We start from the raw sequence: 20,525 nt of genomic DNA, 5'->3' as shown, positions 1-20,525 counted from the left end.
GCGGGCTAACGGTGCGATGAATGGTGCTGGTGACAAGGACAGCAGCGAGAGCGCAGCGGGTCGCGTCTGGCCGCAACGACGCCGATTGTTTTCGCGCGCCGTTGGTGGCGTCGTGGCACTCGAGTGCGGTTCAGGGCCTCTTCTTTGGTGACTTTCTTCTGGCCCCGCAGAAGAAAGTTACCCCGCCGCCGGGCGGGACTCCCGGCAACCTTACTCGGCACAAAGATGGACCCACTTAAACCACCTGATCAACCCGCGAACGCCGACCACACAGCTTCCGCTTTCCCGAACCCTCCCTGAGCCTCAGGCCTCTTACCCAACGCCACCCGCCCACACACACTCCAACGCTTCAATAAATGGAGACGGCGCAAATGGTGTTCCTCGCGGGTTGGGTGCTGGTGTTGCTGCTGCTGGCCTTGTGGTCCGCACTGGTGTGGTCTGGCGAAGCGATGCTGGCGGCGTTGCTGTCGCATGCCAGCGTGCTGGGCTCGGGCGACTGGAGCCTGCCGCAGTCGCTGGCCGACCTGCTGCCGGCATGGGCGGCTGAGTGGCTGGTCGGCACGCTGGAGAACTTCTCGCCGCAGCTTCACGCGCTTGTCGGGGCGCTGCCGGGCTTGTCCGGCTGGGTGCACGCGCTGGCCTGGGTGGTGTGGAGCGTTGGCGCCGTGCTGCTGCTGGGTACGGGATTGGCCATCCATGTGGCGATCGCACTGTGGCGCAAGTCGCGGGACTCGACGCCGCCGCGCATCGTGGCGCCGTGACGAACAGTCGTGTAGGGCGGGTTGAAACCCGCCATGGCCGCCGCCGCAGCGTGCAGGTCCTTTTAGCGGCTCCTCCTTTGTGCCGATTACCGTTGCCGTGAGTCCGCCCCGGCGGGCGGCCGGCTGCACGCCGGGCTCACCAGGAATGCCAAGCCCGTGCAGCGCCCTGACAACGCTAAGGAAGCGGCCGCAGCTGCGTCGCCAGCACTTCCTCGGCCACCTTCTGGCCGAGGCGGTAGCCCACGTCGACGGAGTTGCGGAAATGCACGCCGCTCCACACCCGTGAGTTGGCCAGCTCCTGGCCCATGGCCTCGGGCGTGGCCCAGCTGCGCGTCATGGACAGCGCGCTGTTGACCCACACCAGCGGCGCCCCGCTGTCACCACGAAAGGCCGCCATCAGCGTCTGCAGCGTGCCGCCGCCGACGGCACCGCCCGAGGGGTAGTCGCTGTTGGGCGGCGTGTGGATCAGAGGCTCCCAGGTCGCGTCGCGCAACGTGGCATCGGCGAATGGGCCGCGCAGTGCGTTGTACGGCCGCCAGTGGCGGTACTTGGTCTTGATGCCGCTGTAGACGATGCGCGAGTCCAGATCGGCCATGTCCATCAGCGCCAGCATGCGCGCGAACTCCAGCGGCGTGGCCTTGCGGTGCTCGGCCAGCGTCTTCAGCATCTGCACGCCGTCCTCGCCCTCGCCGGAGTTCCAGAACAGCGCGATGACCGACTGCTCGCCAGTGCGCGCCGTGCTGACCCGGCCACCCAGGGCCTTGACCTCGGCCAGGTCGCGCAGCGCGATGGCACTGCCCACGGCCGGCGGTGGGCCGGGGTCGAAGGCGGCAGCGTCCTTTATGCCGAAGGGCTTCATGCGCGCCAGGCCCACGCCGGATTCCTGCTTGTACTCCGGCGTCAGCACATGCACGCCTGCGGCCGGCTCTACCTTGGGCGGCTCGACGCGGCCAAAGGCGTCATCGGCCCGCATCGCCAGCAAGGCCAGCGCCACGCGGCGCCCCAACGCCACGCCCCGGGTGCGGGCGGCGGCATCGGTCACGCTCTTCAGCGAGACTTCGTAGGTCTTGTCGAGCAAGGCCTGATCGGCGCCCGGCACGCTGCCCAGCACCACGCGGGCGGCCGAGGCGACGGTCGCGTCGGGCGAGGCATCCGGCACCGACGCGGGCGCCACGCCATAGGCCTGGTAACGCGGCGTGATGGCGTTCAGCGCATTGAACATCGCCAGGTCGGTCAGCAGCGTTGTGTGCAGTAGCTGCGATCGCGGCGATCTGGACAGCACCTTGGGCGTGGCCTCGGCCAAGTCGCTGACGACGTCGGCGCTCGCCGGCAAGGCTGCCAGCAGGGCCAGCAGCAAGGCGCCAGCGGCGCAAGGGATTCTGGGCATGGCGGCTCCCCCGGAATAAAGCCGGGAGGCTAGCCATGTCGCTGCGGGGCCGCAACCCCAGTCGGGATGACGTCGCTCAGGCCACGGTCTGGAAGCTGACCGCGCCGTTGTTGGTGGTGTTGATGGCGTTGCCGGCCACGTGACGTGCGCGCCGTGACATCACCGTGTCATAAGCTTGCCACCCATGGTGACCCCCGACCTGCCGCCCGACGAAGACCGCCGCCTGGCCCGCCTGGCCGCGCTGGCCGTCATGGACACCGAGCCCGAGCCGCTGTTCGACCATCTCACCGCCCTGGCCGCGCAGATCTGCGGCACGCCCGTCGCCCTGCTGGGCCTGCTGGACGACAAGCGGCAGTGGTTCAAGGCCGCCGTGGGGGTGGGCTGGGGCCGCAGCGAGACGCCGCGGGCGCTGACCTTCTGCGCCCACACGCTGCTGGGTGACGGTCTCTTCGAGGTGAAGGATGCGCGGCTGGACGAGCGCTTCGTCGACCACCCCGACGTGCTGGCCCAGCCGTCGCTGCGCTTTTATGCCGGCGTGCCTATCCGCCTGGATGACGGCAGCCAACCGGGCACGTTGTGCGTGGTGGACTTCCGGCCGCGCGAGCTGACCCAGGCGCAGCGCGAGGCGTTGACGCGCCTGGCCGACGCGGCCGCCGAGGCGCTGATGATGCGCGAGCGTGCCCACGGCAAGGCCGATTCCGGCGCGGGCGAGCAGCCCTTTCACCTGCTAGCCGAGACGGCGCCGCTGGGCATCTTCCGGGCCGATGCGGCGGGCCGCTGCGTCTACACCAACCCCGTCTGGCAGCGCATCTACGGCATCAATGCGCGGGACGCGCTGGGCGAAGGCTGGGCCGCCACGCTGGCGCCGGAGGACCTGGACTCCGTACTGGCCCATTGGGCGCGCTGCGTGGAGCGGCGTCAGTCCTTCGAGATGCGCTACCGCGTGCGCAGCCCCACGAATCCGGCATCGGGCGGCCTGCGCCAGGTGTGGGCGCGCGCACGGCCGCTGCTGGCGCCTGACGGCGAACTGGCTGGCTATGTCGGCATCGCCGAGGACGTGACCGACAAGCTCAGCGCCGAGCGCGAGTTGCGCGACAGCAAGGCCCTGCTGGACCGCACCGGCCGCGTTGCGGGCGTGGGTGGCTGGAGCCTGGACCTGCAAAGCGAGGAGCTGGTCTGGAGCGACCAGACCTGTCGCATCCACGACCTCCCGCCGGGCCACCGGCCGACGCTGGAAGAGGCCATCGGCTATTTCCGGCCCGAGGCCCGTGCCGCCATCGAGGCCGCGATGCATCGCGGCATCAGCCAGGGCGAACCGTGGAGCCTGGAGCTGCCGCTGCTCACCGCCACCGGCCGCGAGATCTGGGTGCTGGCGCAGGGCCAGGTGGACTGGCAGGACGGCGCGCCGGTGCGGCTGGTGGGCGCCATGCAGGACGTCACCGAGCACCACCGCGCCGCCGTCGAACTGGAGCACAACCGCCAGCGGCTGCGGGCGCTTTACGAGTCGACGCCGGCGCTGATGCACTCGATCGACGCGGCCGGGCGCGTGCTGAGCGTGTCGGACCGCTGGCTGGAGCGGCTGGGCTACCGGCGCGCGGAGGTCATCGGCCGCTCGATCGATGACTTCCTGACGCCTGCCGCCAGCCAGCAGGTGCGGGAGGTCTACCGGCCGGCGCTGTGGCGCGACGGTCATGTCGATGACTGCCCCGTGCAGCTCATCTGCGCCGACGGCCGGCTGCGTGACGTGCTCGTCTCGGTGGTGGCCGAGTACGACGCCCTCGGCCGCCCGCAGCGTGCCCAGGCGCTGGTGGAGGACATCACCGAGGAGCTGCAACGCCGCGCCGAGCTGGCGCAGGAGCAGCAGATGCGCCGCCAGACCGAGCGCCATGTGCAGGAGCTCGACCAGCTGCTGCGCGAGCGCTCCGAGATGCTCGACGTGCTGGCCCACGAGGTGCGCCAGCCGCTCAACAACGCCAGCGCCGCGCTGCAGAGCGCAGCCGCCAGCCTGGCCGGCCGTGGCGAGCGCCAGGCCCAGGAGCGGCTGATGCGCGCCCAGGCCGTGCTGGGCCAGGTGCTGGCAGGTGTGGACAACACGCTGGCAGCCGCCAGCCTGCTGGCCGGTGGCGGGCGCATCGCGCGGCTGGACACCGACATCGACACGCTGATCGCCGTGACCATTGCCGACCTGCCGCGCGACCAGCGCGACCGTGTCGTCGTGGACCGCCACACCGCCACGCGCACGGCCATGATGGACATGAGCCTGATGCGCCTGGCGCTGCGCAACCTGCTGTCCAACGCGCTCAAGTACGCGCCCGGCGTCAGCCCGGTCACCTTGCACGTGATGGACTTCGACGAGCCGGCCGTGTTGCAGTTCGAGGTGGCCGACGCCGGCCCCGGCATCCCTCGCGAGCTGCTGCCGCGCCTGTTCACACGCGGCGCGCGCGGCGGCGGGGCGGAGTCTGCCCACGGCCTGGGCCTGTACATCGTCCGCCGCGTGATGGACTTGCATGGTGGCGGGGCCGAGCTGCAGCGCACCGGCCCGCTGGGCACGGTGATGCGGCTGACCTTGCCGCAGGAATGAAGCCCCTCGCCCAGCCTCGCGCCGCTGAACGCGCGCAAATCTGGTCGGTCTTGCAGACCGCGCAGCCGACGGAACGGCTGCTCTTCGGCAGGCACGACAAGTCCACTGGACTTGCCGTGTCCGGCCTCAGCCCCCAAGGGGACGGCGATGCTCGCGGGGAAGGCCCCGCTCGCACATCGCCAAAGGCGGGCCGGCTTGGGAGCGGCCCGGCGCTCAGCCCGCGATACCCCGCTCAGATCAGCTGCAGCGGCGCGCGAAACACATAGCCGACGCGCGACTTGCTCTGCAACGGCACCAGCGTGGGCGTGGCCCGCTCGATGCGGCGGCGCAGGCGGTAGATGGTGGCCGACAGGCCGTCGTCCGTCTCGCCCTCGGGCAGCTCGCGGCCGAGCTTGTTCAGCAAGGCCTCGCGCGTGACGGGCTCGCCACCCGCAGCCGCGAAGCATTCGAGCAACTGGCGGTCGGCCTCGCTGAGCTGGATGCGGGTGCCGTCCGGCACGATGAGCTCGCCGCTGGCGCGGTCCAGCTTCCAGGCGGCGTCGGCCGCAGCGGGCTTGGCCACGCGGCGCTGCACGGCGGCGATGGCCAGCGCCACCTGTTCGAATTGCACGGGCTTGACGAGGTACATGTCGGCACCGGCCGTGATGACCTCGCGGAACACCTCGGGCCCCAGGCGCCCGGACACGACGACGACGCCGGCATCGGTGCGGCGGCGCAGGATCTTGATCAGCTCCACGCCGCTGACGCCCGGCAACATCAGGTCCACCAGATAGAAGTCGAAGGCGAAGGCCTCGGGTGCGGCGAGCAAGGCGTTGCTGTCGTCGTAGCGGCTCACCGCGATGCCCTGCTCCTGCAGGAATTGCGTCAGGAACTCCGAGTATTCGGCGTCGTCGTCGATCAGGGCGAGGGTCTTGGGTTGCATGGCGGCGGGGGCACGGGAGCAGCGGGCGAGTTTGCCGTATGACTGAGGCGTCAGGGCGCAATCACCCGCCCTTGTCGTGCGGATTTGCGCAGTGCCATAGGCGATAAATGATTGACATCGGCAGCCGGAAGTGAGAAATCTCGGGAAATATCGCGGCACAAGGAGACAAGCGATGGACGATGCCACGCAAGAAGATGGCGCTGAAAGCGCCGACGGGCTGGACTGGCTGCTGCCTGGCCACCGCCCCGCGCCGGCCGAGGCGCTGCGGCGCATCCAGGCGCTGTGTGCGGCCTGGCCCGATCTGCACGCCGCGATGTTCGCCGTACTGGCCACCCACCAGGAGCTGCCGCGCGACGTGCTGGCCGCAGCCATCAAGCAGTTCCGGGCCGACCTGGACCCTTACACGCGCGAGGATGTCGTCGGCCTGCTGACGGCGCTCTGGAACGGCGGCAAGAGTGGCTTCGACGCGGTACTGCGCACGCGGGCCAATGCGCCGAAGAAGGTTGGTGGCTTCTCGTGGGTGAAAGAGTGAACCCCTCGTCTGGGCTCGCTCCCGCTGCACGCGGGCGAGCCCAGCCGGTCCCCCGAGGGGACGGCGATGCTTGGCGGCTCGACCGCCAAGCACATCGCCAAGCGGGCCGGCTTGGGAGCGGCCCGGCGCTCGGCCCGAACGCGTGATGTCTGGGGAAGGCGCTCAGCCCTTGAGGCCGAGTTGGCGCCAGCCGTCATGTCCCAGCTTGCCCAGCGTGTCGAGGTTGTTCTCGTAGATGGACGCCGTGTCCGGCATCGACTCCACCGCACGCTCGATGCTCTCCTCGCGCAGCAGGTGCAGCGTCGGGTAGGGCGAGCGGTTCGTGTAGTTGGCGATGTCGTCGGGTTCGTTGCCCTCGAACTGGTAGTCGGGGTGGAAGTCGGCGATCTGCAGGACGCCGTCCAGTTTGAGTTCCTCCACCAGCGCGTCGGCCGCGTCGAGGAAGTCGTTGAAGTCCAGGAAGTCGGCCAGCACGCCGGGGTGGATCAGCAATGTCGTGTCGACCTCTTCAGGATCGGCCCGGTTCAACGCCAAAAGTTCGCGGGCCAGATCCTTCAGCAGCGCTTCGGGGTCGGTCGCATCGCTGACGACATAACGGATCCGTTCATTGACATGCACCGCCTTCGCGAACGGGCAGAGGTTGAGGCCAATGACGGCCTTGACGACCCAGTTGCGGGTGTCGTTGATCACTTGCTGTTGATTCATTCCTAGATCCTTTGAACACAGCCACTGCAGACACAGAGGCACAGAGAAAGTGGTGCTCTCTCTGTGCCTCTGTGCCTCTGTGGCTGTGTTTCTTTCTTACTTTCGATTCAGCCAGGCTTCAGCGAGCCGCACCCACATCGAGCCGCCCAAAGGGATGAGCTCGTCGTTGAAGTCATAGCTCGGGTTGTGCAGCATGCAGGGCCCCATGCCGTGGCCGCCGATGCGGTGCTCGCCGTCGCCATTGCCGATGAGGAAGTAGCAGCCCGGCTTGTCGAGCAGGTAGTAGCTGAAATCCTCGGCGCCCATCGTCGGCTCGAAGTCCTGCACGTTGTCGGCGCCCACCATGTCGGTCAGCACGCCGCGCACGAACTCGGTCTCCTGCGGGTGGTTGATGGTCGGTGGGTAGTTGCGGCGGAATTCGAACTCGGCCGTCAGCTCGAAGGCACCGGCCAGCTGTTCGGTCATGTCCTTCATGCGGCGCTCCAGCAGGTCCAGCAGCTCCAGCGTGAAGGTGCGCACCGTGCCTTCCATGACGACCGTGTCCGGCACGACGTTGGTGGCCTCGCCGGCATGGATCATCGTCACGGAAATAACGCCCGGGTCGATGGGACGCTTGTTGCGGCTGATGATGGTCTGGAAGGCCGTGACGAGCTGGCAGGCTGCGGGCACCGGGTCCACGCCCAGATGCGGCATGGCGGCGTGCGAGCCCTTGCCCTTGAGCGTGATCTTGAATTCGTTGCTGCTGGCGAACACCGGGCCGGTCCGCAGCGCGAACTGGCCGGCCTGCATGCCGGGCCAGTTGTGGGCGCCGAACATGGCCTCCATCGGGAACTTCTCGAACAGGCCGTCCTTGATCATTTCGCGCGCGCCGCCGCCACCTTCCTCTGCGGGCTGGAAGACGAGGTAGACCGTGCCGTCGAAGTTGCGGTTCGTGGCCAGGTGCTTGGCCGCCGCCAGCAGCATGGCCGTGTGGCCGTCGTGGCCACAGGCATGCATGCGGCCGAGGGTGCTGCTGGCATGCGGGAACTCGTTGCGCTCGGTCATCGGCAGCGCATCGATGTCGGCGCGCAGGCCGACGGCGCGGTCGGACGTGCCGTTCTTGACGATGCCGACGACGCCGGTCGTGCCCAGGCCCCGGTGGACGGGAATGCCCCAGTCGGTCAGCGCCTTGGCGATGACGTCCGCGGTGCGCTCCTCGTGGAAGCAGAGTTCGGGGTGCTTGTGCAGGTCGCGGCGGATGGCCGTGATCTCGGCCGCGTCGGCCAGGATGGTGTCGATGAGCTTCATGAGAGGGTGACTTCAGGCTCTGTGAGGGCCCGAGTTTAGGATTGCGCCCGTGAATATGAGTCGCAACGTCCGCGGCTGGCTTTTGTGGCTGGTCTTGCTCCTCCCCATCGCGCAGGCGTTGGCGGGGGTGCACGCGCTCTCGCACGTCGGCGACCGGCAGGACGATGGCATCGCCCATCTGGTCCATTGCGATCTCTGCCTGACCGCAGCGGACCTGGCCAGCGGCGCGCCGGCCGCCGAGCCGGTTCAACGTGTCGCCAGCGCCGCCACGCACGCCGCGCCTCTGGTCGCACGCGGCACGGCGCCGCGCGCCGTCAGCCTCAGCCTGCCGCCCGCCCGAGGGCCACCCGCTTCCGCCTGAACTCGTCAAGCCTCCCCGCGCCCGATGTTTCGGGGCGCGGGCACAACGTTTTCTCGTGGAAGTACCCTCATGCGTTCCTTTGCCCTGGCGCCCGTTGCGGCCGCCTGCCTGTCCGTTCTCGTCTCCATCGCCCATGCCGACCCGGCCGAATCTCTCGACAAGGTCGTCGTCACCGGCAACCCGCTGAAGAGCCAGGTGCTGGCCCAGCCCAGCGATTCCCTCTCCGGCGACCAGCTCGTGCTGACCCGCGCCGCCAACCTCGGCGACACGCTGCAGGGCCTGCCCGGCGTGGCGGCCACCAACTTCGGCCCCAACGCCAGCCGGCCCAGCATCCGCGGGCTCGATGGCGACCGGGTGCGCATCCTGAACAACTCCGGTGCCTCGGTGGACGCGTCCAACCTCAGCTTCGACCACGGCGTGGCCATCGACCCGCTGGTCATCGACAAGGTCGAGGTGCTGCGCGGCGCGGCGGCGCTGCTGTACGGCGGCAACGCGGTGGGCGGCGTCGTCAACACGCTCGACAACCGCATCCCGCGCACGTTGATCGATGGCCTGAGCGGCGCCGCCGAGGTGCGCTTCGGCGGGGCCAGCAACGACAAGAGTGGCGCGGTTGTGCTGGACGGCGGCAGCGGCACGCCGCAGTCGGGTGTCGGCTGGCACGTCGATCTGGCCGGCCGCGACGCCGACGACCAGCGTGCGCCGCGCTTCGACAGTGATGGCGACAGCCGCACCAGCGTGCGCAACTCCGCCGCACGCAGCCACGGCGGCGCGGTGGGCGGCTCGGTGTTCTTCCAGGGCGGCTTTGCCGGCGTGTCGGTGGACGACTTCCACACCGACTACGGCACCACGGCGGAAGCCGACGTGACCATCAAGATGCAGCGCCAGCGCATCGCCACGGCGGGTGAGTGGGCGACCGCCGACGGGCCCATCCACCGCATCAGCTGGCAGCTCAGCCGCAACCGCTACGAGCACGTGGAGATGGAGGGCGACGAGGTCGGCACGACCTTCAAGAGCTCCGGCACCGACGGGCGGCTGGAGGTGGAACATGCCTCCCTTGGGCCAGTCAAGGGCATCGTCGGCGTGCAGACCGAGGCGCTGGACTTTTCGGCCCTCGGCGAGGAAGCCTTCGTGCCCAGCACGCGCACGCGCAGCACCGGCGTCTTCGTGTTGGAGCAGGCGCGGCTGGGCGGCGTGGACTGGTCGGCCGGCGCGCGCACCGAGCGCGTGACGGTCGACTCGGAGGGCGGAGATCGTTTCGGCCCCGCGCAGTCGCGCCGCTTCAGCCCGCTGAGCCTGGCCTTCAGTGGCGTGCTGCCGCTGGACAAGGCCTGGAGCCTGAGCGCCAACCTGAACCGCACCCAGCGTGCGCCTGCCTACTACGAGCTGTTCGCCAATGGCCTGCATGTGGCCAGCGCCGCCTTCGAGCGCGGTGACGCGACGCTGGGCCTGGAGCGCTCCAAGGGCGCGGACATCGGCCTGAAGTGGGAAGGCGAGCAGAGCCATGTGCACGTCAACGTCTATGAGACGCGCTTCACCAACTACATCGCGCTGCAGGCGACCGGCGAGATGGTCGACAACGACGGCGAGGCTGTGCCCGTCTACAACTTCCAGGCCGTGCCGGCGCGGCTGCGCGGCGTGGAGCTAGAAGGCCGCTGGCAGGCCCACCCGGCCGTCGCGCTGCTGGCCCAGCTCGACATCGTGCGAGGCGACAACCGGGCGACCGGTGAACCGTTGCCGCGCCTGGCGCCGCTGCGCGCCATGCTGGGGCTGGAGGCACGGCAGGGCGACTGGTCCGGCAAGCTGGAGTGGCGCGGCGCCGCCCGCCAGACCCGCGTGGCCGAGTTCGACACGCCCACGCCGGGCTACGGCACCGTGCGCCTGTCCGTCGCGCGCCAGCTCCGCTGGGGCCAGACGGACGCGTTCTGGTACCTGAAACTGGACAACCTCGGCAACAAGCTGGCCTACAACGCCACGGCCGTGCCGACCATCCGCGACCTGGCACCGCAGGCGGGCCGTTCGGCGAGCACGGGCCTTCAGTTGCGCTTCTGACGGTATAACCCTGGTGCCTTGGCGCCTGTGCGGCGGGCGCACTGCACCTTTGCAGTGCCCGCACGCACCAGAAACCGCAGCCCGAGTGGGCGCGGAATTTGCGTCGTCAGGCTGCGAGAGGAGCAACGATGCAGACCGCCTTTGACGAAATGAACGCCGCTGCACAGCAGTGGCAAGGCGCCACCGGCCAGGGCCAGCAGGCTGCCGGCGTGCGCGCCCACTACGAGAGCTACGCCCGCTGGCTGGCCGAGCAGCCCGAGTCGCTGATGCGCGAACGGCGCGAGCAAGCGGAGCTGATCTTCCGCCGCGTGGGCATCACGTTTGCCGTCTACGGCGACAAGGACAGCGGCGAGGGCACCGAGCGGCTGATCCCGTTCGACCTGATTCCGCGCGTCATCCCGGCCAGTGAATGGACGACGATGCAGGCCGGCCTGGCCCAGCGGGTCACGGCGCTGAACCGCTTCATCCACGACGTCTATCACGACCAGGACATCCTCAAGGCCGGCATCGTGCCCGCCGACGAGATCCTGAACAACGCGCAGTTCCGCCCCGAGATGATGGGCGTGGACGTCCCCGGCGGCGTCTACAGCCACATCGCCGGCGTCGACATCGTGCGCGCCGGCCACAGCGACGGCACGGGCCACTACTACGTGCTGGAAGACAACCTGCGCGTGCCCAGCGGCGTGAGCTACATGCTCGAAAACCGCAAGATGATGATGCGGCTCTTCCCCGAGCTGTTCACCGGCCACCGCGTCGCGCCCGTGGCTCACTACCCCGACCTGCTGCTGGACACGCTGCGCAGCGTGGCGCCGCAGGGCGTGTCGGACCCCACCGTCGTCGTGCTGACCCCCGGCATGTACAACTCGGCCTACTTCGAGCATGCCTTCCTGGCCCAGCAGATGGGTGTGGAACTGGTCGAGGGTCAGGACTTGTTCGTCGACGGCGGCTTTGTGTACATGCGCACCACGCGCGGCCCCAAGCGAGTGGACGTCATCTACCGCCGCCTGGACGACGACTTCCTCGACCCCAAGGTCTTCCGCGCCGACTCCACCCTGGGCTGCGCCGGCCTGGTGGACGCCTACAAGGCCGGCAAGGTGACGCTGTCCAACGCCATCGGCACCGGCATCGCGGACGACAAGTCCATCTACCCCTACGTGCCGAAGATGATCGAGTTCTATCTCGGCGAGAAACCCATCCTGCAGAACGTGCCGACCTACGTCTGCCGCGACAAGGAAGACCTGGCCTACACGCTGGCGCACTTGAACGAACTGGTCGTCAAGGAAGTGCATGGCGCGGGCGGCTACGGCATGCTGGTGGGCCCGGCGGCGACCAAGGCGGAGGTCGAGGCCTTCCGCGCGCAGCTGATTGCCAACCCGAGCAACTACATCGCCCAGCCGACGCTGTCGCTGTCCACCTGCCCGACATTCGTCGAGAGCGGCATCGCGCCGCGCCACATCGACCTGCGTCCCTTCGTGCTGTCGGGATCGACTGTGCGCATGGTGCCGGGCGGGCTGACGCGGGTGGCGTTGAAGGACGGCTCCCTGGTGGTGAACAGCAGCCAGGGCGGCGGGACAAAAGACACTTGGGTTCTGGAGGACTGAACGATGCTTTCTAGAACCGCAGACCACCTCTTCTGGCTGAGCCGATACATCGAACGAGCGGGTCAAGCGCGCAGCGCTTGTGGCGAAGCCAAAACACAGCGGAGCGCGTCAGCGCGGGCGGTGTTTTCGGCCAACGAACGGGAGTCGAAGCATGCTGTCTAGGACTGCCGACCATCTCTTTTGGCTCAGCCGTTACATCGAACGGGCCGAAAACACCGCTCGCATGCTGGACATCGCCTACCAGACCTCGCTGCAGCCGCAGTCGGCCGAGGATTCCGAGCAGTCCTGGCGCAGCCTGGTGTCCATCTCCGAGCTGAACAGCCTCTACAACACCAAGCACGCGCGCATCGACAGCCGCAGCGTCATGCACTTCATGGTGGCCGACGAGGACAACGCATCGTCCATCTTCAGCTGCCTGCGCGCCGCCCGCGAGAACGCGCGGGCCGTGCGCGGTGCGTTGACGACCGAGGTCTGGGAAACGATGAACCAGACCTGGTTGGAGTTCCGCCGCCTGCTGCGCGACGGCCTGCTGGCGCGCGATCCGTCGGCGCTGTTCGAGTGGGTCAAGTACCGCAGCCACCTGTCGCGCGGCGTGACGGTCGGCACCATGCTGCAGGACGAGGCCTTCCACTTCATCCGCATCGGCTCCTTCCTGGAGCGCGCCGACAACACGGCGCGGCTGCTGGACGTCAAGTTCTACCGCCAGGAAGAGATCTCGGACGAGCACGACGACGCGCGCGACTTCTATTACTGGTCAGCCGTGCTGCGCTCGGTGTCGGGCTTCGAGATCTATCGCAAGGTCTACAGCAATGTCATCCAGCCAGAAAAGGTGGCCGAGCTGCTGATCCTGCGGCCGGACATGCCGCGGTCGATGTCGCACTGCGTCACGCGCATGCTGGCCAACCTGAAGCGGGTGGCCAATCCACAGTCCGGCGAGACGCTTCGGCGCGTCGGCCGGCTGGAGGCCGAACTGGCCTTTGCGCGCATCGATGAAATCCAGGCGGGCGGGCTGCATCCGTTCCTGGACGGCTTCCTGGCCGAGGTGGCTGATCTGGGCGCGAGCATCAGCCGCGATTTCCTTGTGCCGTCGGCTTGATGGCCTGGCATGACCGATCGAATTCAACGAAACAGCAGCCCGCAGCGCGCGCGGCGGAGCAAATGACATGAGCATCCACGTCGCCCTCAAACACGTCACCCGCTACAAATACGACCGCCCGGTCAGCCTCGGCCCGCAGGTCGTGCGCCTGCGGCCCGCGCCGCACTGCCGCACCCCGGTGCTGGCCTACTCGCTCAGCATCGAGCCCAAGACCCATTTCCTGAACTGGCAGCAGGACCCGTTCGCCAACTATCTGGCGCGGCTGGTCTTCCCCGAGAAGACCACCGAGTTCACGGTCACCGTCGACCTGGTCGCCGAGATGGCGGTCTACAACCCCTTCGACTTCTTCCTCGAAGAGCACGCGCAGCAGTTCCCGTTCGAATACGACGAGGCGCAGAAGATCGAGCTGGCGCCCTATCTGCAGGTCGATCCCGCCACGCCGTTGCTGGCGGCCTTCGCGGCCGAGGTGCCGCGTACCCCTCGCACGACCAACGACTTCCTGGTCGAGATCAACCGCAAGGTGCAGAACGCCGTCTCTTACCTGATCCGCATGGAGCCGGGCGTGCAGACGCCCGAGGAGACGCTGAGCAAGGCGTCCGGCTCCTGTCGTGACTCCGGCTGGCTGCTGGTGGAACTGCTTCGCCACCTCGGCCTAGCGGCGCGCTTCGTGTCGGGCTACCTGATCCAGCTGGCGCCCGACGAAAAGGCGCTCGACGGCCCCAGCGGCACCGAGGTCGACTTCACCGACCTGCACGCCTGGTGCGAGGTCTACCTGCCCGGCGCCGGCTGGATCGGCCTGGACCCAACGTCGGGCCTGCTGGCCGGCGAAGGCCACATTCCGCTGGCCGCCACGCCCACGCCCGGCAGCGCCGCGCCCATCAGTGGCGGCGTCGACGAGAGCGAGGTCGAGTTCGAGCATGAGATGGGCGTCACGCGCATCTACGAGTCGCCGCGCGTGACCCGGCCCTATACCGACGAGCAGTGGGTCGAGGTGCTCAAGCTCGGCGAGAAGGTCGACCGCGATCTCGTCGCCGGCGACGTGCGGCTGACGATGGGCGGCGAGCCGACCTTCGTCGCCGTCGAGGACCGCGACGCGGACGAATGGAACACTGACGCGCTCGGTCCGACCAAGCGCCTTTATGCCCAGCAACTCACGCACCGGCTGCGTGACGAATACGGCCAGGGCGGCTTCCTGCACTTCGGCCAGGGCAAGTGGTACCCCGGCGAGCAGTTGCCGCGCTGGGCGCTGTCCATCTACTGGCGCGCCGACGGCCAGCCCTGCTGGCGCAACCCCGACTGGTTTGCCGACGAGAGTGCCGGCCACACCTACACCAGTGACGACGCCAAGGCCTTCATGGCCGCGCTGACCCGCCGCCTGGGCGTGACGGACAGCCATGTGCAGCCGGGCTACGAGGACACCTTCTACTACCTGTGGCGCGAGCGCCGCCTGCCGGTCAACGTCGACCCCTTCGACTCGCGGCTGGACGACGAGATGGAGCGCGCGCGCCTGCGCCGCATCTATGAACAGGGCCTGGCCCATGTCGTCGGCTACGCGCTGCCGCTGAGCCGCAGCGAGGCCGCGCCGCCGCTGGGTGGCAACCGTTGGCAGACGGGGCCGTGGTACTTCCGCGGCGAGCGGCTCTACCTCTTCCCCGGTGACTCGCCGATGGGCTGGCGCCTGCCGCTGGATTCGCTGCCCTGGGTCAGCAAGGGTGACTTCCCGCATTTGATCGAACAGGACCCGTTCGCCCCGCGCGGCATGCTGCCCGCAGCGGCCGCCCTGCGCGCGCAGACGATGAGCGTGGCGGCCGTCGGCCCTGTGGCCGGTGTGCCGCGCGGTGGCCAGGCTGCGGGTGCTGTTGCGGGTTCGAGCGCAGGCCCTGCGGGCACGGCTGCGGCCGGTGTCGCTGGGACGGCTGCAACGGCAGCCGCGCCGGCCCGCTTTGAAAGTGCCCGCGACCTCACGCGCACGGCGCTCTGCGTCGAGGCGCGTGACCCGCGACGGGCCAATGGCCCCAAGGCCGAGCGCAAGGGCAAGGCCAGCTGCGCGCTCTACGTCTTCATGCCGCCGCTCGAAAAGCTGGAGCATTACCTGGAGCTGCTGGCGGCCATCGAGACGGCTTGCGAGGACACCGGCTACAAGATCGTGCTGGAAGGCTACCCGCCGCCGCGCGACCCGCGCCTCAAGCTGCTGGCCATCACACCTGACCCCGGCGTCATCGAGGTCAACATCCACCCGGCGCAGAACTGGGGCGAACTGGTGGCGAACACCGAGTTCCTCTACGAGGCGGCGCGCCTGACGCGGCTGTCCACCGAGAAGTTCATGCTGGACGGCCGCCACAGCGGCACCGGCGGCGGCAACCACTTCGTGCTCGGCGGCGCCACGCCGGCAGACTCGCCCTTCCTGCGCCGGCCCACAGTGCTCGCCTCGCTGCTTGCTTACTGGCACAACCACCCGTCGCTGAGCTATCTGTTCAGCGGCCTGTTCATCGGCCCCACCAGCCAGGCGCCGCGTGTGGACGAAGCACGCAACGACCAACTGCGCGAGATGGAGATCGCGCTGGGCGAGATCTTCAAGGCCAGTGACGAGTACGGCGAGCTGAGCGCCGCCGGGCCGTCCCAAGGCGCGAGCGCCCCCTCGGGGGGCAGCACGTCCGGCTCGCCGGATGGGCGTGGGGGCTCGTTCATGCCGCCTTGGGTGGTGGACCGCACGCTGCGCAATGTGCTGGTCGACGTGACCGGCAACACCCACCGCAGCGAGTTCTGCATCGACAAGCTCTACTCGCCGGACTCCGCGACCGGCCGCCTGGGCCTGCTGGAGCTGCGCGCCTTCGAGATGCCGCCACATGCGCGCATGAGCATCGTGCAGCAGTTGCTGCTGCGCGCCCTCGTGGCCCGTTTCTGGAAGACGCCCTACCGCGCGCCCCTGGTGCGCTGGGGCACCGAACTGCACGACCGCTGGCTGCTGCCGCACTTCGTGCGCGAGGACTTCGCCGACGTCATGCAGGACATGGGCGACGCCGGCTATGCGCTGGACGCCGCCTGGTTCGCGCCGCACCTCGAGTTCCGCTTCCCCAAGTACGGCGAGTTCGCAGCGCGCGGCGTGCATGTCACGCTGCGCAGCGCGCTGGAGCCCTGGCATGTGATGGGCGAGGAGGGCTCCTCCAGCGGCACGGCGCGTTATGTGGACTCGTCGCTGGAGCGGCTGGAGGTGCACGTCACCGGCCTCGTCGACACCCGCCACCGGGTGACCGTCAACGGCGTGTCGCTGCCGCTGCAGCCCACCGGCCGTGTCGGCGAGTACGTGGCCGGCGTGCGCTACCGCGCCTGGCTGCCACCGTCGGCCCTGCACCCGACCATCGGCATCCACGCGCCGCTGACGGTGGACCTCGTCGACTCCTGGCAGAACAAGAGCCTGGGCGGCTGCCGCTACTTCGTCACCCACCCGGGTGGCCGCAGCTACGAGACGCTGCCCGTCAACGCCTACGAGGCCGAAAGCCGCCGCCTCGCACGCTTCGTGGCCATGGGCCACACGCCGGGCAAGGTCGAGGCGACTGAGCTCCAGCGCAGCCTGGAGTTCCCGTTCACGCTGGATCTGCGCAAGGTGGGGTGATAGACGGCAACGCTGAACGAGTCCCTCGCGGGAGCTTATTAAGCGCTGCTGTAGCACAATTGCGCTACTCATTTTTGCAGGAGTAGCGCCATGTCGACGACCACCATCCGCCTCGAAGACGACCTCAAGGAGCGCGTGAGCGAGGCCGCCGCGCGTGCCGGCAAGACCTCCCACGCCTTCATCCGCGATGCCATCGCCGAGTCCGTCGCGCAGGCGGAGTTCGACGCAGAGATGGACCAGATCTGCGAGGAGCGCTGGGCGGAGTTTTTGGTGACTGGTGAGGCGGTCAGCCTTGAGGAAGTCCAGACCTATCTCGATGCCAAGTTGGCGGGACGACCCGCCGCCTTGCCGGTGCCGCGCAAGATCATCTAATGACGGGCGTTGAGTTCCAGCGGGGTGCGCTGACTGATCTTGATCGCATCACCGACTTCCTGATGGCACACGATCCAGACAATGCGTTAGACCGCAAGGACGATTTGATAGGGGCACTTCGTGTGTTGACGCATGCGCCTGAAATCGGGCGCCGGGTTGGCGCCGGGACGCGCGAATTGGTCGTGGGCCGTGGCGCTCGTGGATATGTCGTGCGCTATCGCTACATGCCCCGTACCGATGTCGCTGTCATCGTGGCCATCCGCCATCAGCGCGAATCCCGCTAGTCGTCGACATCCATGCACATCGAAATCCAACCCGGCGTCCGCCTCTTCGTCGACATCGAAGGCCTGGGCCTGGTGCCTGACGAATCGCCCGACGGCCGCCGCCTGCGCGAGAAGCCGACGCTGCTGCTCATCCACGGCGGCCCGGGCTTCGACCACACCGGCTTTCGCCCCTTCTTCAGCCGCTTCACCGACCTCTGCCAGGTCGTCTACTTCGACCAACGCGGCCATGGCCGCAGTGACCCGCGCCCGGCCGAGGAGTGGCGGCTGGATGTGTTTGCCGACGACGTCGTGCGCCTCTGCGATGCGCTCGGCATCGTCAAGCCCATCGTGCTCGGCCAGAGCTTCGGCGGCTTCGTTGCGCAGCGCTATCTGGCGCGCCACCCGGCGCATCCGGCCAAGGTCGTGCTGTCGAGCACCTCGCACCACTTCGGCCTGGCGCGCAAGATCGAGCACTTCGGCCGGCTCGGCGGGCCAGCGGCGGCAGACGCCACGCGCGACTTCTGGGAGCGGCCCGGCCCGGACACCTGGGCCGTCTATGAGCGGCTCTGCCGCCATCTCTACAACACCCAACCCCAGCAGGCGGACGCCGGGGGCGGAAAGATCTTCAAGCCCGAGATCCTGTTCGAGCACACGCGCGTCGAGCTGCCCGGCATGGACTTGGCGCCCGGCCTGGCGAAGGTGCAATGCCCGGTGCTCGTCATGGCGGGTGAGCAAGACCCGGTCACGCCGCTCGAAGACGCCGAGGAGATCGTGGCCGCGCTGCCGCCGCAATGGGCCCGCTTCGAGCGCTTCCCCGGCGTGGGCCACGGTGCCTGGCGCGACGCCCCGGAGGCGGCCGAGCGCGCGCTGCGCCGCTTTCTCGGCGCGTGATCGAGAGTCGGCAGCCTTTCGAGAAAAAGGGGCGGCCAGCATCGGCGGCGGCCTGGTGGTGCCTGGACATTGCTTGACAATCCCGCTTCACCCCCAGCCGCCACCATGCCCGAGCTCACACCCAGTCAGTGGAGCCTGCTCCCCGATGAGCCGGATGAGCCAGCCGCGCCCGATCCCCTGGTGCGGGCCGCGTCCGCCGCCTTGCGCAGCCGTGATGGCCACTTCTACGAACTGACGGGCGAGGTCAACCACGCCGGCGAGCCTCAAGCCGGCTTGGCCGAGCGCTGGCAGCGTTTCTTCGAGGCCGGTGGTGCGGCCGGCTGGCAGGAGCTGTCGGCCAAGGCCCTGCGCGTGCAGCGCCGGGTGCTGGAGGACGGCGCCAGCTACAACGTGCACAGCGACGGCCCGCCGCTGCCCGGCGAGAACGGCCAGCACGGCGCGCCGCTGGCCCGCCACTGGCCGCTGGAGCTGCTGCCCATGCTCATCGCGCCCGACGAGTGGCGCGAGATCGAAGCCGGCATTGCCCAGCGCGCGCGGCTGCTCGACGCCGTCATGGCCGACACCTACGGCGAGCGCAAGCTGCTGCGCGAAGGCCTGCTGCCGGCGTCCCTCGTGCTGGCCCACCCGCAATACCTGCGCGCCATGCACGGCAGCAAACCCGCTGGTGGCGTGCACCTGCAGGTGCTGGCCTTCGACCTGACCCGCTGCGCCGACGGCAAGTGGTGGGTGGTCGGCCAGCGCACGCAGGCCGCCTCGGGTCTGGGCTATGTGCTCGAGAACCGCCTCATCATTGCCCAGCAGTTCCCTGAGGCCTTCCGGCAGATGGCCGTGCAGCGCCTGGCCGCCAGCTACCGCGACTTCATCCGCACGCTGATGCAGCTGTCACCCGCCGGCGAGCGCAGCCGCATTGCACTGCTGACGCCGGGGCCGCGCAACGAAACCTATTTCGAGCAGGCCTTCCTGGCGCGCTATCTGGGCATCACCCTGGTTGAGGGCGCCGACCTCACCGTGCGCGCCGACAAGGTCTACCTCAAGACGCTGGCCGGCCTGGAGCGCGTGCATGTGCTGCTGCGCCGTGTGGACGACACCTGGCTGGACCCGCTGGAGCTGCGCCCCGACTCCATCCTCGGCGTGCCCGGCCTGCTGCAGGCGGCGCGCGCCGGCGAGGTCGTCATCGCCAACGCGCCCGGCGCCGGCTGGCTGGAAAGCCCCGGCCTCACCGCCTTCTGGCCCGGCGTCGCCGAAAGCCTGCTGGGCGAGGACCTGAAGCTGCCGGCCATTCAAAGCTGGTGGTGCGGCGAGGAAAGCGCCTGGCGTTCGCTGCGCCCCCGCCTGGCCGAGTTCGTCGTCGTGCCCACCTTCTCGGCCAGCAGCACGACGCAGCACTTCGGGCCCATCGTGGCCGCAGAACTGGACGAGGTGGAGCTGCGCGCCCTGGTCACTCGCATCGACGCCAACCCCACCGCCTACACGCTGCAGGCGCGCGTCAAGCCCACCAAGCAGCCCGTCTGGGTGCGCGGTGCGCTGGAGCCGCGCGTGGCCGTGCTGCGCGTCTTTGCGCTGTATGGGCATGACAGTGACGGCAAGGGCGGCTGGACCGTGCTGCCCGGCGGCCTCGCGCGCGTGGCGCCAAAGCGCGACCCGCTGGCCGACGCCTGGCTGTCCATCCAGCGCGGCTCCCTGAGCGCCGACACCTGGGTCATGACCGACGGCGAGGTCGACCCGACCTCGCTGCTGGCCCAGCCCCTGCAGGCCACCGACCTGCGCGACGTGCACTGGACGGTGACCAGCCGTGCCGCCGAAAACCTCTTCTGGCTTGGCCGCTACACCGAGCGCGCCGAGAACAGCGCCCGGCTCGCGCGTCATGTCATTGAGGCCAGCGTCATGGTGCAGCGCGGCGCCATGGCCGCGCCCATGCTGCCGCTGCTGGACGCGCTGGCGCGCCGCCACAACCTTGTCGGCCCCGAGGCGCCGCATGCCCAGGACGACCCGCGCGGTTTCGAACGCGCGCTGCTGGCGACGCTGCTGCCCAGCTCCGCCATCCACATAATGGCGGAAGTCTGTTTAGAATGACAAGTGCCAACATGACTTTAAACTATGCTTT

Annotated in this window: 17 protein-coding genes; 13 read left to right on the top strand and 4 right to left on the bottom strand. The window is 68.9% G+C overall.

From position 1 onward, the window contains the following. Nucleotides 1-356 precede the first annotated feature (356 nt). Nucleotides 357-761 carry a hypothetical protein gene (locus tag ABIS05_RS13915; RefSeq protein ID WP_348014324.1) on the top strand — a complete coding sequence of 135 codons (405 nt, stop codon included), beginning with the start codon at nucleotides 357-359 and terminating at the stop codon, nucleotides 759-761. Between the two features lie 175 nt (nucleotides 762-936). Here ABIS05_RS13915 and ABIS05_RS13910 read toward each other — a convergent pair whose 3' ends face one another. Next, nucleotides 937-2,148, bottom strand: coding sequence for a vanadium-dependent haloperoxidase (locus tag ABIS05_RS13910; RefSeq protein ID WP_348014323.1), 1,212 nt, complete (start codon nucleotides 2,146-2,148; stop codon nucleotides 937-939). Nucleotides 2,149-2,332: 184 nt separating this feature from the next. Between ABIS05_RS13910 and ABIS05_RS13905 the strand changes: the two genes are divergently transcribed. Then, nucleotides 2,333-4,729, top strand: a complete 2,397-nt coding sequence (locus tag ABIS05_RS13905; RefSeq protein ID WP_348014322.1) for a PAS domain S-box protein — start codon at nucleotides 2,333-2,335, stop codon at nucleotides 4,727-4,729. 232 nt (nucleotides 4,730-4,961) lie between these two features. Here the strand turns inward: ABIS05_RS13905 and ABIS05_RS13900 are convergent, their stop codons facing one another. Further along, the gene (locus tag ABIS05_RS13900) at nucleotides 4,962-5,651 is read right to left on the bottom strand and encodes a response regulator transcription factor (protein ID WP_348014321.1); all 690 of its coding nucleotides are present in this window, start codon (nucleotides 5,649-5,651) and stop codon (nucleotides 4,962-4,964) included. A gap of 172 nt (nucleotides 5,652-5,823) precedes the next feature. Here ABIS05_RS13900 and ABIS05_RS13895 point away from each other — a divergent pair, with 172 nt between their 5' ends. Then, nucleotides 5,824-6,183: a hypothetical protein gene (locus tag ABIS05_RS13895; protein ID WP_348014320.1), complete on the top strand. Its 360-nt coding sequence runs from the start codon at nucleotides 5,824-5,826 to the stop codon at nucleotides 6,181-6,183. A gap of 162 nt (nucleotides 6,184-6,345) precedes the next feature. On the opposite strand, the gene ABIS05_RS13890 is transcribed toward ABIS05_RS13895, so the two are convergent. Next, nucleotides 6,346-6,888, bottom strand: coding sequence for a DUF1415 domain-containing protein (locus tag ABIS05_RS13890; RefSeq protein WP_348014319.1), 543 nt, complete (start codon nucleotides 6,886-6,888; stop codon nucleotides 6,346-6,348). A 96-nt stretch (nucleotides 6,889-6,984) separates the two neighbouring features. After that, on the bottom strand, nucleotides 6,985-8,175 hold the full coding sequence (locus tag ABIS05_RS13885; protein WP_348014318.1) for a M20 aminoacylase family protein: 1,191 nt from the start codon (nucleotides 8,173-8,175) through the stop codon (nucleotides 6,985-6,987). A gap of 55 nt (nucleotides 8,176-8,230) precedes the next feature. Here ABIS05_RS13885 and ABIS05_RS13880 point away from each other — a divergent pair, with 55 nt between their 5' ends. The 10 genes from ABIS05_RS13880 (at nucleotide 8,231) to ABIS05_RS13840 (ending at nucleotide 20,494) form a co-directional block, all read left to right on the top strand. Next, nucleotides 8,231-8,536, top strand: coding sequence for a hypothetical protein (locus ABIS05_RS13880; protein WP_348014317.1), 306 nt, complete (start codon nucleotides 8,231-8,233; stop codon nucleotides 8,534-8,536). A 69-nt stretch (nucleotides 8,537-8,605) separates the two neighbouring features. Then, on the top strand, nucleotides 8,606-10,585 hold the full coding sequence (locus tag ABIS05_RS13875; protein ID WP_348014316.1) for a TonB-dependent receptor domain-containing protein: 1,980 nt from the start codon (nucleotides 8,606-8,608) through the stop codon (nucleotides 10,583-10,585). 128 nt (nucleotides 10,586-10,713) lie between these two features. Then, the gene (locus ABIS05_RS13870) at nucleotides 10,714-12,186 is read left to right on the top strand and encodes a circularly permuted type 2 ATP-grasp protein (RefSeq protein WP_407074914.1); all 1,473 of its coding nucleotides are present in this window, start codon (nucleotides 10,714-10,716) and stop codon (nucleotides 12,184-12,186) included. Between the two features lie 3 nt (nucleotides 12,187-12,189). Further along, nucleotides 12,190-12,348 (top strand): alpha-E domain-containing protein, encoded by a 159-nt coding sequence (locus tag ABIS05_RS28225; protein ID WP_407074913.1) that lies wholly within the window; start codon nucleotides 12,190-12,192, stop codon nucleotides 12,346-12,348. Beyond that, nucleotides 12,338-13,282, top strand: coding sequence for an alpha-E domain-containing protein (locus ABIS05_RS13865; protein ID WP_348014315.1), 945 nt, complete (start codon nucleotides 12,338-12,340; stop codon nucleotides 13,280-13,282). The genes ABIS05_RS28225 and ABIS05_RS13865 overlap by 11 nt, the downstream gene beginning before the upstream one ends. Before the next feature lie 67 nt (nucleotides 13,283-13,349). Next, the gene (locus ABIS05_RS13860; protein WP_348014314.1) at nucleotides 13,350-16,895 is read left to right on the top strand and encodes a transglutaminase family protein; all 3,546 of its coding nucleotides are present in this window, start codon (nucleotides 13,350-13,352) and stop codon (nucleotides 16,893-16,895) included. A gap of 90 nt (nucleotides 16,896-16,985) precedes the next feature. After that, on the top strand, nucleotides 16,986-17,267 hold the full coding sequence (locus tag ABIS05_RS13855; RefSeq protein ID WP_348014313.1) for a ribbon-helix-helix protein, CopG family: 282 nt from the start codon (nucleotides 16,986-16,988) through the stop codon (nucleotides 17,265-17,267). After that, entirely contained in the window at nucleotides 17,267-17,551 is a 285-nt protein-coding gene (locus ABIS05_RS13850; protein WP_348014312.1) for a type II toxin-antitoxin system RelE/ParE family toxin, read from the top strand. The genes ABIS05_RS13855 and ABIS05_RS13850 overlap by 1 nt, the downstream gene beginning before the upstream one ends. Before the next feature lie 12 nt (nucleotides 17,552-17,563). After that, nucleotides 17,564-18,421: an alpha/beta hydrolase gene (locus ABIS05_RS13845; protein ID WP_348014311.1), complete on the top strand. Its 858-nt coding sequence runs from the start codon at nucleotides 17,564-17,566 to the stop codon at nucleotides 18,419-18,421. 105 nt (nucleotides 18,422-18,526) lie between these two features. Next, the gene (locus tag ABIS05_RS13840; protein ID WP_348014310.1) at nucleotides 18,527-20,494 is read left to right on the top strand and encodes a circularly permuted type 2 ATP-grasp protein; all 1,968 of its coding nucleotides are present in this window, start codon (nucleotides 18,527-18,529) and stop codon (nucleotides 20,492-20,494) included. Nucleotides 20,495-20,525: the final 31 nt, after the last annotated feature.

Origin of the sequence: Roseateles sp., assembly GCF_039929605.1 — a bacterium.
Taxonomy (GTDB): domain Bacteria; phylum Pseudomonadota; class Gammaproteobacteria; order Burkholderiales; family Burkholderiaceae_C; genus Pelomonas.
This window is presented reverse-complemented; position numbering and strand designations above follow the sequence as displayed.

Excerpts from the sequence above, each read along its gene's own strand:
- ABIS05_RS13915 (WP_348014324.1), top strand. The coding sequence starts at position 357 with ATGGAGACGGCGCAAATGGTGTTCCTCGCGGGTTGGGTGCTGGTGTTG.
- ABIS05_RS13910 (WP_348014323.1), bottom strand. The coding sequence starts at position 2,148 with ATGCCCAGAATCCCTTGCGCCGCTGGCGCCTTGCTGCTGGCCCTGCTG.
- ABIS05_RS13905 (WP_348014322.1), top strand. The coding sequence starts at position 2,333 with ATGGTGACCCCCGACCTGCCGCCCGACGAAGACCGCCGCCTGGCCCGC.
- ABIS05_RS13900 (WP_348014321.1), bottom strand. The coding sequence starts at position 5,651 with ATGCAACCCAAGACCCTCGCCCTGATCGACGACGACGCCGAATACTCG.
- ABIS05_RS13895 (WP_348014320.1), top strand. The coding sequence starts at position 5,824 with ATGGACGATGCCACGCAAGAAGATGGCGCTGAAAGCGCCGACGGGCTG.
- ABIS05_RS13890 (WP_348014319.1), bottom strand. The coding sequence starts at position 6,888 with ATGAATCAACAGCAAGTGATCAACGACACCCGCAACTGGGTCGTCAAG.
- ABIS05_RS13885 (WP_348014318.1), bottom strand. The coding sequence starts at position 8,175 with ATGAAGCTCATCGACACCATCCTGGCCGACGCGGCCGAGATCACGGCC.
- ABIS05_RS13880 (WP_348014317.1), top strand. The coding sequence starts at position 8,231 with ATGAGTCGCAACGTCCGCGGCTGGCTTTTGTGGCTGGTCTTGCTCCTC.
- ABIS05_RS13875 (WP_348014316.1), top strand. The coding sequence starts at position 8,606 with ATGCGTTCCTTTGCCCTGGCGCCCGTTGCGGCCGCCTGCCTGTCCGTT.
- ABIS05_RS13870 (WP_407074914.1), top strand. The coding sequence starts at position 10,714 with ATGCAGACCGCCTTTGACGAAATGAACGCCGCTGCACAGCAGTGGCAA.
- ABIS05_RS28225 (WP_407074913.1), top strand. The coding sequence starts at position 12,190 with ATGCTTTCTAGAACCGCAGACCACCTCTTCTGGCTGAGCCGATACATC.
- ABIS05_RS13865 (WP_348014315.1), top strand. The coding sequence starts at position 12,338 with ATGCTGTCTAGGACTGCCGACCATCTCTTTTGGCTCAGCCGTTACATC.
- ABIS05_RS13860 (WP_348014314.1), top strand. The coding sequence starts at position 13,350 with ATGAGCATCCACGTCGCCCTCAAACACGTCACCCGCTACAAATACGAC.
- ABIS05_RS13855 (WP_348014313.1), top strand. The coding sequence starts at position 16,986 with ATGTCGACGACCACCATCCGCCTCGAAGACGACCTCAAGGAGCGCGTG.
- ABIS05_RS13850 (WP_348014312.1), top strand. The coding sequence starts at position 17,267 with ATGACGGGCGTTGAGTTCCAGCGGGGTGCGCTGACTGATCTTGATCGC.
- ABIS05_RS13845 (WP_348014311.1), top strand. The coding sequence starts at position 17,564 with ATGCACATCGAAATCCAACCCGGCGTCCGCCTCTTCGTCGACATCGAA.
- ABIS05_RS13840 (WP_348014310.1), top strand. The coding sequence starts at position 18,527 with ATGCCCGAGCTCACACCCAGTCAGTGGAGCCTGCTCCCCGATGAGCCG.